Consider the following 12,855-nt stretch of genomic DNA (forward strand, 5'->3'; position numbering starts at 1 on the left):
CTTGGCTTTCGGTTCGGAACCATACGCTAGTTGCTGTTGGCACCGCTGCTTATGCTGCACGCCAGCGACTCCTTGAACTGGCATGGTTCGCCCAGCGCCGTGAACGCGACACGCTCCACCTGCATGGTGACCTTGCGGCCAGGGTCCGAAAAGGGCCCCATCCAGTTGGTCAGCTTATCGCTGCCCCAGAGGCTGAAGAATATCTTCTGCGAATGGGTCGGCAATTCCTCCGGATTTGTCACTTCATGGACCAGCTTGCCGTTGACGTAGAAGCGCAGGCGGTCCTTTTCCCAGACGAAGCCGTAGTCGTTGAAGCCCTTGTCGGTGCCACCCTCGACATCGGCAAGCTTTTCGTTCTTCGGCTTGCCGGAAATGTAGGTGTTGACCTGGACCTTCGAGGTGTCCTTGGTCAGGACCTCGAAGTCGATCTCGTCCCAGGGTTGCTTGTCGGCAGGGCCGATGTAGGAAAAGAAGGCGGCATTAAGCCCGGACCCGGTATCGGTCTTCATGCGCGCTTCATAGGTGCCGTAGCCATAGCGCTTCTTGGTCTGGATCTCGCCGCAGGCGAATTCGCGGTCTTTCGTCTGGCGCTTCTCGAAGCCGAGTGTCAGCACGCCGTCGGAAAGCCCGACCAGGCTCTTCGACCAGGTGCAGTTCTGGTGGGGGCCGTTCGACCAGCCGTCGGAAACATACCAGCGCGACCGGTCGAGACTCTTGAAATCATCGACGAATGAAGGCGCGCTCTGCACCTCCTGCGCATGGGATGGTTGCGGGGCTGCAACCAGGCTTGCGGCCACTACAAGGAACGCGCCAGCCATGGATAGCCGCCGCAGGCCCACACTCGGCTCTGGCCGCATGACATCGACCGCGGCGATGGGGATAGTCTTCGGATCTGCGTTCATACCAACTCACCTTTGTGCTGTCCGCCCCAACCCAAAAGTCATCAAATGGCCCGCCTCCGCGAGCCGCTTGCGATCCTCCGCCCTAGAACTGCCTACCTGTGCCTCGTACCAAAAAGTTGTGCCCTTCAAACTTCATTTCGTGCCGTCAGCGTCCGCCTGCCGACTTGACGAAACCGGTCCGCGAATCGGAACCCTGCTCACTTTCGTCGACAATCGCGTCGAGCGAATGACGCAGTTCCTTCATCAAGCCGTTCTGGCGAGCAAGCTCGGCAATGCGCCGCTCGCAGTTCAGGATCGACTTCGTCAGCTCGCTTACTTCCGACGACTTGCCTGTCGACGCCGATCCGTTCTCCATCGCCTCGACCAGGAAAGCGGCGTTCGCCGCTTTCGACCGGTAGCGATTCTCAAGGCCGGCCTTCTCCGCCTCGATCTCGCCGGCGATCTGATCGAGCAGCCTTGCGAGACGATCGTAGCGCTGGAGATCGGTCTGCCGGTCCCGGGCCGGAGCCCTGGATCTGAAGCCGAATATCGAAGCCATCCGGTTGGCCTTCCAAAATTGCTGCACCGCAACATACACTGCCATTCCGGGGCCGCATAGGCAACCTCGGAGTTTGGGAAAGGCGATTTTTTCCGATCCGCGATCGCTGCAGCGCCGCGGTCCGGGTTACTTTTCAACAGCCTGAGCGGCCATCAGGAAGCGCAGCGGCGGCACCGGCCGCTTGGGGGCAAGGCCGGTCTGGCGAAACAGCGCCTCAAGCTTGTCAGCGGCAACGCCGCGGACGATCGGGATCAGGTTCGACTGGCTGGCCAGCGCATAGGCGGCGGCCGATGCCAGGCCGCGCTCGGCCTTCACGTCGAGGAAATTGCGCAGCCGGTATTTGTCGCGCACATGGCGCTCATGTTTCCTGAGCGCCGCCTTGGATGTCTCCGGCAGCGTATCAATGGCAAGCAACGCCAGGTCCGCGTCGGCAAGGCGCTTCAAATCCTGCGTCTTGTGGCGACCGCTCAGCGAATCGGCACGCACGATGGCGCCATAGCCACAGGACCTGATGACCTTGAAACGGGCGCCGCAGGCGACGGCGCGGGCATAGAGCTCATAGTCCTCGCCGAGGCGCAGGTTCTCGTCGTAACGCAGACCGTGGCGTTCGAGGAAGGCCCGGCTGATGACCGGCTTCAAGAAGCCCAGTTCGCCGCGCTGCACGCGGCGCCTGGAGATGTTGCCTTCGACGAAACGCTCGAAGTCGAGGAATTCCGGATCGGCCGAAAAGGACGGGGCGACGACCTTTGAGACATCGGTCGCCGTGTCGTCCCGGATCAGCATGATGTTGTCGGCGGCGAAATCCCAGTCGGTGCTGGCGAACAGCCTGCGAAAGCGGCCCTCGAGGAAGAAATCGTCGGCGTCGAGGACGCTGATGAAGGGTGAGCTCGAGCCGGCAATCGCGGCATTGCGGGCAAAGGACGGCCCCCGGTTCACATCGAGGCGCATGACTTTGAGCCTGCCGCTGCCGTCATCGGCGGCGCGCGCCACCTCGGCGGTGTCGTCGGTGGAGGCGTCGTCAACGACGACGACTTCAGCCGCTTCCGGCTCACGCAGCGCCGACGCTATGGCGGCCGGGATCGTTCGGGCGGCGTTACGGGCGGCGATGATCACGCAGACCCGGGAAGCTGTGCTGGACATCAATTGACCTCTCGATCGAACGAGTCTGTTTCGAATTTCCTGCCCCTGTGCCCCAAAACGATCGTCACCGGCTGCCTGCTTAGCCGACTGCCGGCCGTTCGAAAATGCGTCGGCTGAGATCGGCCGAAGCCGCCCAGCCGGCCTCGGCCAGATAGCGGACCGGCGCGCGGCCGCATAGTTCCCAAAGCACCGTCCTGCGCAGGGGCCAGCGCAGAGAGGACAGCCAGGGCGCAATCACCATGTGGAGGAGGTCGGCGTCGTCGATGCGCGACAGTATCCGCGTGGCGCGCTCCGACAGCAGCGTACCCGCGCCGCCAAACAGCACGTCGGCCGCCCTGAGGCCCAGCAGCAGCGTATCCTCCAGCCCCTGCCCGGCCGCGTAGTCGAGCAGGTCCCGCTGTTCGGCTTCGCCGAGGCGGCCGGCACTGGCCCTGACATCGCAGACATAGCCGGCGCAGGGCTCACGGTTGAAGAAGGCCTTGGCGACGCTGATGCAGGACAAGAGCAGCGTATCGGAAGCCGAAATGAAAGGCACATGATTGCCGGCGATCCCGACCTCGCGCCTGCGCCGCAGGAAGCCGTCGGTGTCACGCGGGCTCGGCGAGCCGGGCTGCTGCAGCCGGTAGTGGAGGTCGACGGTGGACGGCCTGGCGTCATCGCCACGGATCATGTGTTGCTCGCCGAGGAAACGCAGCCACCACAGCGAACGCGACTTGCCGGCGACCTCGTAGCCCATCGCGCGCAGCGCCTCGCGCGCCTTTGCAAAGCCGGCCTGCGAGACGAGGATGTCGACATCGCCCGACGGCTTCATGAAGTGATCGCCATAGAGCAACTGCTGCTGGAACGGCCCTTTCAGGAAAACGAAATCGATATGCCTTTCGCGCAGCGCCTGATGAATGGCCAAGGAATCCATGATGCCGGACGAATTCATCGAGACCGTGCGGCGACGGTAAGTGTCGAGCCAGCCGAGCAGTTCGGACGGCGCTTCGCCGGCTTTGGTATAGGACAAGGCCTTGAGCACGAAGATCGCAACCTTGTTCAGCCTGGCGATGTCGGCAACCACGGCGGTGGAGATGGACGGCGCCTGCACGCCGACTGCCACCGCACCCGGGCCGGGCGCGAAAAACAGCCTCAGGCACACCTGAACGTAGTCGACTTCGTCGGCGCAGTCGGCGGCGCGTAGCCTCTGGTAAGCACTTTCCTGCACGGCCATTCCCGACAAGGTCCTCGCAAAAAATCCGCCCAGCGTGTTATATTGCAACTGCGAAGAAAAGCATCGCCAAAATCGCCGCAGCCGTCCAGCATTGCTTTGTCGCGGCGGAGTCCTGCAACCACAGCGTTTACATGGGCGGCACTTGGGCAACTCGACAGGCGACCCAGTTCGAGCCTGCGATTCGACACGAATTCGGGCGCATCCGGCACAAATTCTTCATTCCTATAATGCGAGCATTTTGAGTCAAGAAGGACTTATAATAATTAAATCAAATGCTTAAATTGGCGCCGCCGACTCGGCGTTGAACTCCCTTTGCAGGGCATGGCAAGGATATGCCTGCAAAAGGCTTGATCACCAACCAAGGCAGGCGCAACCAAGAATTGATTAATGGTTGGTAAATCATGCTTGACTCATTTAGGGTGCCATGCAGCTATTGCGTTGCAGCATAGCAATGTGCTGCCGGCACTCGACAGGCCGTTTCCAGTCCTTACCGGAGAGTAAAATGGAACAGAATGTTGAAAAGCAAGAGTACGAGACGCCGAGCCTGACGGTTCACGGTTCGATCGAAACGATCACGCAGGGCGGCTCGGGCACGACGGCGCTCGACGCAGCATTCCCTGCGCATACGCCTTTCGACCAGCTTACGTTCTCTTGAGCTTGATTGTGTTCCGGGGCGCAAAGTTGGGGCTCCGAATACGTCTTCTCGGGAAGCCGGGGGCCCAATCCCCCGGCTTCCTGCCTGAGGCCGCGACCGGACCGGCACAAGGCCCTGGGCATCTCAACGATGACCTCTCGGGGCGACTCGGCTGATGCCGATCGATCCCTTCCTGGAACTGACGAAGCGTAGCGTTTTGTAGCGAGGTTTTAGGATGACGTGGGATCCGGCGGATCGAGACCGCGTAACAGCCACCAGCGACGCCGTGGCTTGCGAATTCGGCAACGGACTGGCGCTGCTCAATCTGCAAACCAACATCTATTACAGCCTGAACAGTGTCGGCGCCTATATCTGGGAACTGATCCAGGAGCCGCGCCCGGTTGCCGACATCCGCGCCGCGGTGCTCACGCGCTACGACGTCGATCCAGCGCGCTGCAAGGCCGACGTCGATGGACTGTTGAAAGGCCTGGCCGCGGCAGGGCTTGCGAGGCTCCACCATGAGGAACTTATCTAGGCTCCTCTCGCTCAGCGGTGCGGAGATGCTCTTCCTGGCGCGCTGCATTGTGGTGGTCGCCGCCGTGCGGCTGGGGCTGACGTTGTTTTCCTTCAACCGCGTTCGCCGCCTGGTGACCCGGCTTGACGCGCGCGAGGCGGCCAGCGTCGCCGATCTGAGACGCGTCGCCTGGGGCGTCGCGGCCGCGGCCCGCCTTGTTCCCCATGCGAGCTGCCTGACCCAGGCATTGTCGGGCCAGTACCTCCTCGCCCGCCAAGGCAACACCTCGAGAATACGCATCGGCATCGCGCAGGACACCGGAGCCGAACTGAAAGCGCATGCCTGGCTGATGAGCGGCAATCAGATCGTGCTTGGCGGCTCCCTTGCCGGGTTTGCCCATCTCGTCGACCACGGTCAGTGAACGATGAGCGGCGTCGCCGGAATCCTGTCCAGACGGGCTGGCAAACCCGCCACCGCCGCCGACATCCAGCAAATGCTGGCGCGCATGCGGCATCGCGCCCGTGACGGCGCCTCGTGGTGGTCGGACACGGCGATAGCCCTCGGCCATGCCTGGCTGAACACGACCGACGAAGCCGGGCCGGGTCCGCTGACGATGGCCGGCGGCAGGCTGGCGATCACCGCCGACTGCCGGCTGGACAATCGCGACGAATTGCTGGCGCGGCTCGGCATCCGGGACAAGTCGGTCGCCGACGCCATGCTTGTGATGCGCGCCTATCTCACCTGGGGGGATGCCAGCCCCACCCATCTGCAAGGCGACTTTGCCTTCGCCATCTGGGACAGCGAACGCCGGGCGCGCTGTTTTGCGCCCGCGACCATTTCGGCGTCAAACCCTTCTATTATCACGCGAGCGACCGGCGTTTTCGCCTTCGCCTCGGAGATCGGACCGATCCTTGGCCTCGACGACACCAGCGCGCGCATCAGCGAGCACCAGATTTCCGGCTTCCTGGCCGGGCTGACGGATGATCCGCAATCCACCGCCTACACCGACATCTTCCGCTTGCCGGCCCGCCACAGCCTGACGGTGACGGACAGCCAGGTGGTGCTGCGCCGCTACTGGCAGATCCAACCCTCGGGACGGCCGCTCCGGTCGGATGCCGCCCATCATGCGCGTGGCTCCCGCCGATTTTGACCTGGCGCAGCCAGAGCGACAGCGAGGTCGAGCCGGCCGCACGAGGCGGAGCCGCTGGACGTGCAATATGTCTGGCGCGCCGCAGGATGCGGGCATAGGCGGCGGTCACCTCCGGCAGGTTGACATAGGGCTCAATCAGGCCGGCGTCCGACCCCAGCACCCTGTCCAGCAGGTCGCGGTGGTTGCCGACCATGCCCTTGACTAGGTTGGCCGTGAAATCGATCTTGTCGCGGGTCGGCGCGATGCTGAGCGGCGGCCTCGATTCCTCCTCAATCGCCTGCGTGGCCGGGCTTGCGAGAGCCGCGACGCGCAAGCCCGGACTGCCGACCTTCTCGCTGATCTTCGAGAAAGGCTCCTCGATGGACGAGAAGCCTTTCATCGACGCGCAAGGCCACGGCCATCTGCACGAGCTGGCCGATGCCGGCAGGTGGATGGAGCTGTGGCGGGAATTGCGCGGCGCCTCGAATACCTATGGCGACGGCATGCTCGGCATGTACTTCAAATTCCTGACCGTCTACGGGCCGGCCTGGCGGATCGCGAAACTGAGGGGGATGGCCAATCGCGTCCTCGGCAGGCTGCGGCGCGGGCCGGCGCCTGCGCCGCGTGGCTGGGGCGGCTTGGTCAACCCGGCGCTTGCCCGGCGAACCGAGCTCGCCGAACGGTTCCACAGGGCCGGCTACATGCCGTCCAGCGTCAGCGCCAGCGAGGCGCTGACGCATCGCTGGATCCTGTCGACGGGGCTGGTGCCGCACGCCTTCGAGGTGCTCGACAAGGCCGCCGCCAATTTCGGCGTCGAGCCGCGCTATCCGTTCTGGGACAAGCCGCTGGTCGAGTTCTGCCTGGCGCTGCCGGGCGAGGAGAAGCTGAACCGGGGCTTTGGCCGCTACGTGCTGCGCCGCGCCATGGACGGCATCCTGCCGCCCGCTGTGCAGTGGCGACGCGTCAGAATTCGGCTGAGCCGGTCGAAAAGAGCGGCCGGGAACGCCGCTTCTACCGGGCCTATGGGCTGACGATTAGGTCGGAGGTGGCCTTGCCCGAACTGGAAGCCACGGCGCCGGCCGAGCCAGACATTGTGATCACGGTGGGCCCGATCGACCATCCAGGACCCCAGCTCGTGGCCGGAACCGCCTTTCGCTTCGAGCCGGCGCGGCAGTATCTCGCCTGGGAGGCGGTCGGCGCTTTCCTGATCAGCGATGCCCGCCGCATCGACATCGAGCCCGTGCCCGGCATCGACGACCAGCTGATCGCCTTCCCGCTGCTGGGGCCGGTCATGGCGCTGCTTCTGCACCAGCGCGGCCTGCTCGTGCTGCATGCCAGTGCGATCGCCGTCGGCGGCAGGAGCGCGATCTTCATGGGCGACAAGGGCGCCGGCAAGTCGACTACGGCCGGCGCGATGATCAGCGCCGGGCACCGGTTGCTGACCGACGATGTCGTGGCGGTGGATATGTCGAGGCCGGACGGACCGGTGATCATTCCCGCCTTTCCGCAGCTGAAGCTCGCCGCCGATGCCGCCGCCGCCATCCCGATCCGGCAAGCGGAAATCCGCCCGCAGGCGCATCCGGCCATCGACAAGGCGCAGCACCGCCTGCATGGCGGATTTGCCCGCGGCGCGGTTGCGGCAACGCGGATCTACATTCTCCAGCGCCGCGACAGCGCGGCGATCTCGCCCCATGCGGGGCCTGGCGCCTTGTCGGCACTCATCAAATTCTCCTACGTGACGCGCTTCGGCCGCGCCGCGCTGGTCGGCGATTTCGCCGCCATGCATCTTCGCCAATGCGCGGGGCTGGCCAACCGGATCGGCGTGCATCGCCTCGAAGTGCCGGCCGGGCTGAACCGGATCGGCGAGGCTGTCGCGCTGATCGAACGGGACCTGGCGTCCGGCAACAGGCCGGAGTGAGACGAGCCATGGCCAAAATCCTTCGCCTGTCGCTGGTTCGGGATATTGCCGGCTTCGGCGCCGTTATGGCCCGGATCGGCGGGCGGCGGACATGGATCGCGCTCGTCTTCCTCATCCTGGGCAGCCTGACCGAAGGCATCTCGATCCTGCTGCTCGTCCCGCTGCTGCATCTTATCGGCAGATCCGACCAGGATTTCGCGATCAGGCTGCCTGACAACCCTGTCCTGTCCTGGCTGGTGCCTGGCGGGACGCTTGGGCTGGCGACGGTGCTTTGCCTGCTCGTCGGCCTCGTCGCGCTGCAGGCAGGCTTCAACCGCTTCAAGTCCGTCTATATGGCGCGGCTGCTCTATGACTTCGTCAACCGCCTGCGCATGGATCTGTTCGAGGCCATCGGCAGAGCGCGCTGGGGCATTTTCGCGCGCACACGCAGTTCTGATCTCGATCATGCGTTGACCGGCGACATCGATCGCATACAGGCCGCCGCCTTCTCGCTGCTGATGCTGGTGCAAACCGCCGTGCTACTGGCCGGTTATCTCGCGGTGTCGCTGTTCATCTCGCCGGTGATGACCTCGTTCGCCATCGTCATCGGCGTGCTGATGTTCGTGGCGCTGCGGCCGTTCCGCTCGCGCGCGACGACCTATGGCCGGGTGCTCACCGCCAATCGCCAGGACCAGTACCGCACCGTCTCGGAATTCCTCGGCGGCATCAAGGTGGCCAAGAGCCTGAATGTCGAGGCGAGCTATTTCGCGCAGCTGCAGGCGACACTGGAGAAGATGAAGGCCGACAACATCAGCTATGTGCGCAACAGCACGATCGGCACGGCCTTTTTCCAGGTGGCGAGCGTCATCGGCCTCAGCCTGTTCATCTACATTGCGCTTACCCGGTTCCATCTCGCGCTGGCCGAAATCGTCGTGCTGCTTCTGGCCTTCATGCGGATCGCGCCGCGCTTCATGGACATGCAGACGCAGGCACAGCAATTGCTGATCAACGTGCCCGCTTACGCCTCGATGCAGGACCTGCAGACGCGCTTCGACGCCGAGCGCGAGACGGCGGCCAGCCAGGCCGCGCAGGGCGTGAGGTTGACCCTCGATGTCGGGCTCGACATACGCGATGTCTCGCTTGCCTATGCCGGCCTTGCCGATGCCGCGGAGGGCAAGCCTGTGGTCAGCGGCATCACCTTCGGCCTTCCCGCCGGCAAGGTCACCGCCCTTATCGGCCCTTCAGGATCGGGCAAGAGCACGATCGCCGACATGCTGCTCGGCCTGCTCGAACCGACACAAGGCAAGATCCTCGCCGACGGTGTCGAGATCGGGCCGGACAACCGCAGGCTTTGGCGCGACCAGGTGGCCTATGTGCCGCAGGACGTGTTCCTGCTGCACGACACGATCGCGGCGAACCTCAGGCTTGCCGCGCCGCAAGCCAGCGACGCGGAGCTGTGGGCGGCGTTGCGCGCGGCGCATGCGGCCGATTTCGTCAAGGGGCTGGAGCAGCGGCTGGACACGGTGGTCGGCGACCGCGGCATCCGGCTCTCGGGTGGCGAACGCCAGAGGATCGCGCTGGCGCGGGCGCTGTTGCGCAAGCCATCGCTGCTCATCCTCGACGAGGCGACCAGCGCCCTCGACTGGCAGAATCAGTCGCTGATCGCCAAATCGATCGACGGGCTGCGCGGCACAATGACAATCCTGACCATTGCACACCGGCCTTCGATGATCGCCTTCGCCGATTGGGTAGTGGCCATCGAGAACGGCCGCATCGTCGAGGTCGGGCAGTATCAGCGCCTGAAGGCGAAATCCGGCAGCCGGCTGTCCAGGATGCTGTCGGGCGAGCAGGCGGAACCAGAGGTTGCCGACGCCGGCTGAGCGCGCCCGCCTCGCGGTTTCAGCAGGACGCCGCGCTAACGGATGCTGCGCCTGGCGCTGAACTTCTCGCCTTTGGCAGCCTTTGGAGCGCCAAGGCCTCTTTCGGCCTCGCGCATCCTGTCGGCCACGGTCGGCGCGCTCCTGGCAACCATGAGAAAGACCAGCAGAAAATAGCCGGCCTGACTAATGGCGACGCAGATCACGGCGCGCAGCATGATCGTGCCTAGCGAGGCGCCATCGAAATAGGACCACGAGATCACGATCGCGAGGGCGAACAGCATCCCGACAATGAACTTTGGAAGTGACATGTCCGTCGATCCATCAACCGACACGAGCATGCAAAAGTGACGACTTACCCACCCGAGTATCTCCCCATGCGCCACGCGAGCTTATCCTGCTGCTCGCTTTTCGGCCGGTTGCTTCCGGCCTTCCCAACCTATCCAAACTCTAACATGAACAGTTTGCGACTCTATTAAGGCGGGATACCTCGGGCAAGGCCAAGCACAAATAATTTTGAATGGGTTTTCGGGTTCGACTCTGGCATGCTGCGTCGCACACGCCGGCTCCACAGCCGATTGCGGAAAGCAGATTTTGCTGCAGTAGAATCCGCAATATTAATTAGTATTTAACTCGAATAACTTGGCCAAGTGAGTGATTCGGGGGTGAGTTATGGCAATCCCCTCTGCGACAAAGAACGATTCGCCCAAAATCGGCCTCAAAAAGGCACTACATTTCCTTACGTTGCTCATAGTTTGTCACAAACACGCCATAAAGGTGAATTTATGGGCAGGGTACGTTTATTATTTAGTCAATTCATGACGTGACTATTTCATCGTGATGGGAAATTGTGTGTTGCGCTGCAGCATTTTTTTGATATCGTGCCGTAAACCATTCGTTCAACGTATGGAGTTGCGGCATGAGGGATATTGCCAAGTCGGCCGATGCGGGTTTTTCGCACGCCGGCATTGATTTTCCGCCACCGATCGGCGGGCTTCTTAAGCGTGGTTTCGATATCGTCGGTTCGCTGGCTGGCCTGGTGCTGCTCAGCCCGCTGTTCTTGATGGTCGCGCTGCTCGTCAAGTTGTCGGACGGCGGGAGCATCTTCTATGGCCACAAGCGCATCGGCCGCGGCGGCCGGATTTTCCCGTGCCTCAAGTTCCGCACCATGGTGCAAGACGGCGAGCGGGTTCTGGCCGCACATCTTGCCGCCAATCCGGAAGCCAATGCCGAGTGGATCGCGACGCGCAAGCTGAAGAACGACCCGCGCGTCACGCGCGTCGGCCAGGTGCTGCGAAAACTCAGCCTCGACGAACTGCCCCAGATCATCAACATCCTGCAGGGCGACATGAGCCTGGTCGGGCCGCGCCCCGTCGTGCGCGACGAGCTGGAAATTTATGGCAGCGCCGCGGTCTACTATTTGAAGTCACGTCCGGGTCTTACCGGGCTGTGGCAGGTCAGCGGCCGCAACGACGTGTCCTATGACAGCCGCGTCGCCTTCGATCGTCATTATGTCGAGAACTGGTCGCTGTTCGAGGACATTCGCATCATCTTCAAGACAGTGCCTGCAGTATGGATGTCGCGCGGCAGCTACTGAGCCGCAAGGCCGGGCTCCGCAAGGAGCACGGCAGCCTTCGATTGGGACGCCGTCTCGCATCGGATCGGGCGTCCGGCAGCAAGCTCATCGGGCGATGGGGCAAGCGGATCGGAAACGTTCAGTTGAAAACAGACATATTCGGACTCCTTCGCGACAGCCGTCTGTCGCGCCCCATGATGCCGGCGCGGCTTGCTGTCGCCGGCCTTGCGCTTTTGCTGGCTGTCCCTGCCATGGCCGGCGACTATCAGCTTGGGCCGCAGGACAAGCTCAACATCCGAATCGCCGAATGGCAGACGGTCGAGGGCACGTTCCGCGACTGGTCGGCCATCAATGGCGAGTATTCGGTCGGCCCGGCCGGGACCCTGTCGGTTCCGTTCGCGGGAGAATTGCCCGCCGCCGGCAAGACCACCGCCGAGATCGCCGCGGCGATCAGCGAGACGCTGCAGCGTAAGCTGGCGCTTTCGGACAGGCCGGAAGCTTCGGTGGAAATGGTGCAGTTCCGGCCATTTTACATTTCCGGCGAGGTGCAGAGTCCCGGGCAATTTCCCTATGTGCCGGAACTGACCGTGCTGAAGGCGATCAGCGTCGCAGGCGGCATCCGCCGCAACGCGGAGAATGGCCCGCAGCAGGATCGCGACCTGATCACCGCCAAAGGCAACTACGACATCTACGACGACCAGCGGCTTCGCCTCGTCGTCAGGCGCGCCCGCATCGACGCCGAGCTCGCCGACAAGACGACATTCGAGGCGCCGAAGGAAGTCGCCGACGATCCGAAGGTGGCGACGATCGTCGCCGACGAGATGGCTGTGCTGACGTCCGATCAGAAGAAGCTCAAGTTGAAGCTGCAGGCGCTGGACGACCTGAAGAACCTTCTGCAGAACGAGATCGAGTCGCTGCAGAAGAAGATCGTCAACCAGCAGCGCCAGGTGGACCTCGCCAAGGAACAGCTCGACAGCGTCGGAGCGCTGGCGCAGAAGGGCCTCGTCGTGCAGACGCGGGTGCTGAATTCGGAACAGACGATCGCCGACCTGCAGGGGCAGATCCTGGACTACGAGACGGCGATCCTTACCGCCAAACAGTCGATCAGCAAGGCGACGCAGGACGCTACCGACGCCGAAAACACGCTGAGATCGAGCCTCGCCTCCGACCGCCAGCAAGTCGAAACCGACCTGAAAGAAGCAGAACTCAGGGTGGGCATGCAAAAGGGCCTGATGACCGTGGCCTCGGACCCCGCCACGCAGGCAGCCATGACCAACAGCGATCAACCCGCCCTGCTTTACGCGCTGGTTCGGGTGGTCAACGGCAAGACGACCGAGGTCGCGGCGACCGAGGATACGCCGGTGCAGCCTGGGGACGTGATCAAAGTGAAGCTGGCGCCGATGGCCAGCCAGTAGGCGATCGGCATGTATGGCGC

13 protein-coding genes and 1 pseudogene are annotated in these 12,855 nt (G+C 63.4%); 9 read left to right on the top strand and 5 right to left on the bottom strand.

Features of this window, described 5'->3' with window-relative positions:
- Positions 1 to 26: 26 nt before the first annotated feature.
- The 4 genes from EJ073_RS17495 to EJ073_RS17510 all read right to left on the bottom strand — a co-directional run bounded on the left by EJ073_RS17495 (position 27) and on the right by EJ073_RS17510 (position 3,793).
- On the bottom strand, positions 27 to 818 hold the full coding sequence (locus EJ073_RS17495; RefSeq protein ID WP_245455273.1) for a glycoside hydrolase family 16 protein: 792 nt from the start codon (positions 816 to 818) through the stop codon (positions 27 to 29).
- Positions 819 to 1,047: 229 nt separating this feature from the next.
- Entirely contained in the window at positions 1,048 to 1,440 is a 393-nt protein-coding gene (locus tag EJ073_RS17500) for a hypothetical protein (RefSeq protein WP_126056856.1), read from the bottom strand.
- A 126-nt stretch (positions 1,441 to 1,566) separates the two neighbouring features.
- Positions 1,567 to 2,580: a glycosyltransferase family 2 protein gene (locus EJ073_RS17505; protein ID WP_126056857.1), complete on the bottom strand. Its 1,014-nt coding sequence runs from the start codon at positions 2,578 to 2,580 to the stop codon at positions 1,567 to 1,569.
- Between the two features lie 79 nt (positions 2,581 to 2,659).
- Complete coding sequence (locus tag EJ073_RS17510) at positions 2,660 to 3,793, bottom strand: nucleotidyltransferase family protein (RefSeq protein WP_126056858.1); 1,134 nt, start codon at positions 3,791 to 3,793, stop codon at positions 2,660 to 2,662.
- 502 nt (positions 3,794 to 4,295) lie between these two features.
- Between EJ073_RS17510 and EJ073_RS17515 the strand changes: the two genes are divergently transcribed.
- The 7 genes and pseudogenes from EJ073_RS17515 to EJ073_RS17545 all read left to right on the top strand — a co-directional run bounded on the left by EJ073_RS17515 (position 4,296) and on the right by EJ073_RS17545 (position 9,847).
- Complete coding sequence (locus EJ073_RS17515) at positions 4,296 to 4,448, top strand: lasso peptide (RefSeq protein WP_126056859.1); 153 nt, start codon at positions 4,296 to 4,298, stop codon at positions 4,446 to 4,448.
- Positions 4,449 to 4,662: 214 nt separating this feature from the next.
- A complete protein-coding gene (locus EJ073_RS17520; RefSeq protein ID WP_126056860.1) occupies positions 4,663 to 4,962 on the top strand; it encodes a PqqD family protein in 300 nt (99 codons plus the stop codon).
- Positions 4,963 to 4,987: 25 nt separating this feature from the next.
- Complete coding sequence (locus EJ073_RS17525; protein ID WP_245455274.1) at positions 4,988 to 5,362, top strand: lasso peptide biosynthesis B2 protein; 375 nt, start codon at positions 4,988 to 4,990, stop codon at positions 5,360 to 5,362.
- 3 nt (positions 5,363 to 5,365) lie between these two features.
- Positions 5,366 to 6,091, top strand: coding sequence for a hypothetical protein (locus EJ073_RS17530; RefSeq protein WP_126056862.1), 726 nt, complete (start codon positions 5,366 to 5,368; stop codon positions 6,089 to 6,091).
- Between the two features lie 233 nt (positions 6,092 to 6,324).
- A pseudogene (locus EJ073_RS17535) lies at positions 6,325 to 7,041 on the top strand (asparagine synthase-related protein); the annotation flags it as partial.
- Positions 7,042 to 7,115: 74 nt separating this feature from the next.
- Positions 7,116 to 7,988, top strand: a complete 873-nt coding sequence (locus EJ073_RS17540) for a serine kinase (protein WP_245455741.1) — start codon at positions 7,116 to 7,118, stop codon at positions 7,986 to 7,988.
- An 8-nt stretch (positions 7,989 to 7,996) separates the two neighbouring features.
- The gene (locus EJ073_RS17545) at positions 7,997 to 9,847 is read left to right on the top strand and encodes an ABC transporter ATP-binding protein (RefSeq protein WP_126056864.1); all 1,851 of its coding nucleotides are present in this window, start codon (positions 7,997 to 7,999) and stop codon (positions 9,845 to 9,847) included.
- A gap of 35 nt (positions 9,848 to 9,882) precedes the next feature.
- Here EJ073_RS17545 and EJ073_RS17550 read toward each other — a convergent pair whose 3' ends face one another.
- Positions 9,883 to 10,155 carry an exopolysaccharide production repressor exox gene (locus EJ073_RS17550; RefSeq protein ID WP_126056865.1) on the bottom strand — a complete coding sequence of 91 codons (273 nt, stop codon included), beginning with the start codon at positions 10,153 to 10,155 and terminating at the stop codon, positions 9,883 to 9,885.
- A gap of 608 nt (positions 10,156 to 10,763) precedes the next feature.
- On the opposite strand from EJ073_RS17550, the gene EJ073_RS17555 reads away from it, so the two are divergent.
- Positions 10,764 to 11,441 carry a sugar transferase gene (locus EJ073_RS17555; RefSeq protein ID WP_126056866.1) on the top strand — a complete coding sequence of 226 codons (678 nt, stop codon included), beginning with the start codon at positions 10,764 to 10,766 and terminating at the stop codon, positions 11,439 to 11,441.
- A 173-nt stretch (positions 11,442 to 11,614) separates the two neighbouring features.
- Positions 11,615 to 12,835, top strand: a complete 1,221-nt coding sequence (locus EJ073_RS17560; protein WP_126059259.1) for a polysaccharide biosynthesis/export family protein — start codon at positions 11,615 to 11,617, stop codon at positions 12,833 to 12,835.
- Positions 12,836 to 12,855 lie beyond the last annotated feature (20 nt).

Origin of the sequence: Mesorhizobium sp. M4B.F.Ca.ET.058.02.1.1 (assembly GCF_003952505.1) — a bacterium.
In the GTDB taxonomy this organism is placed as follows: domain Bacteria; phylum Pseudomonadota; class Alphaproteobacteria; order Rhizobiales; family Rhizobiaceae; genus Mesorhizobium.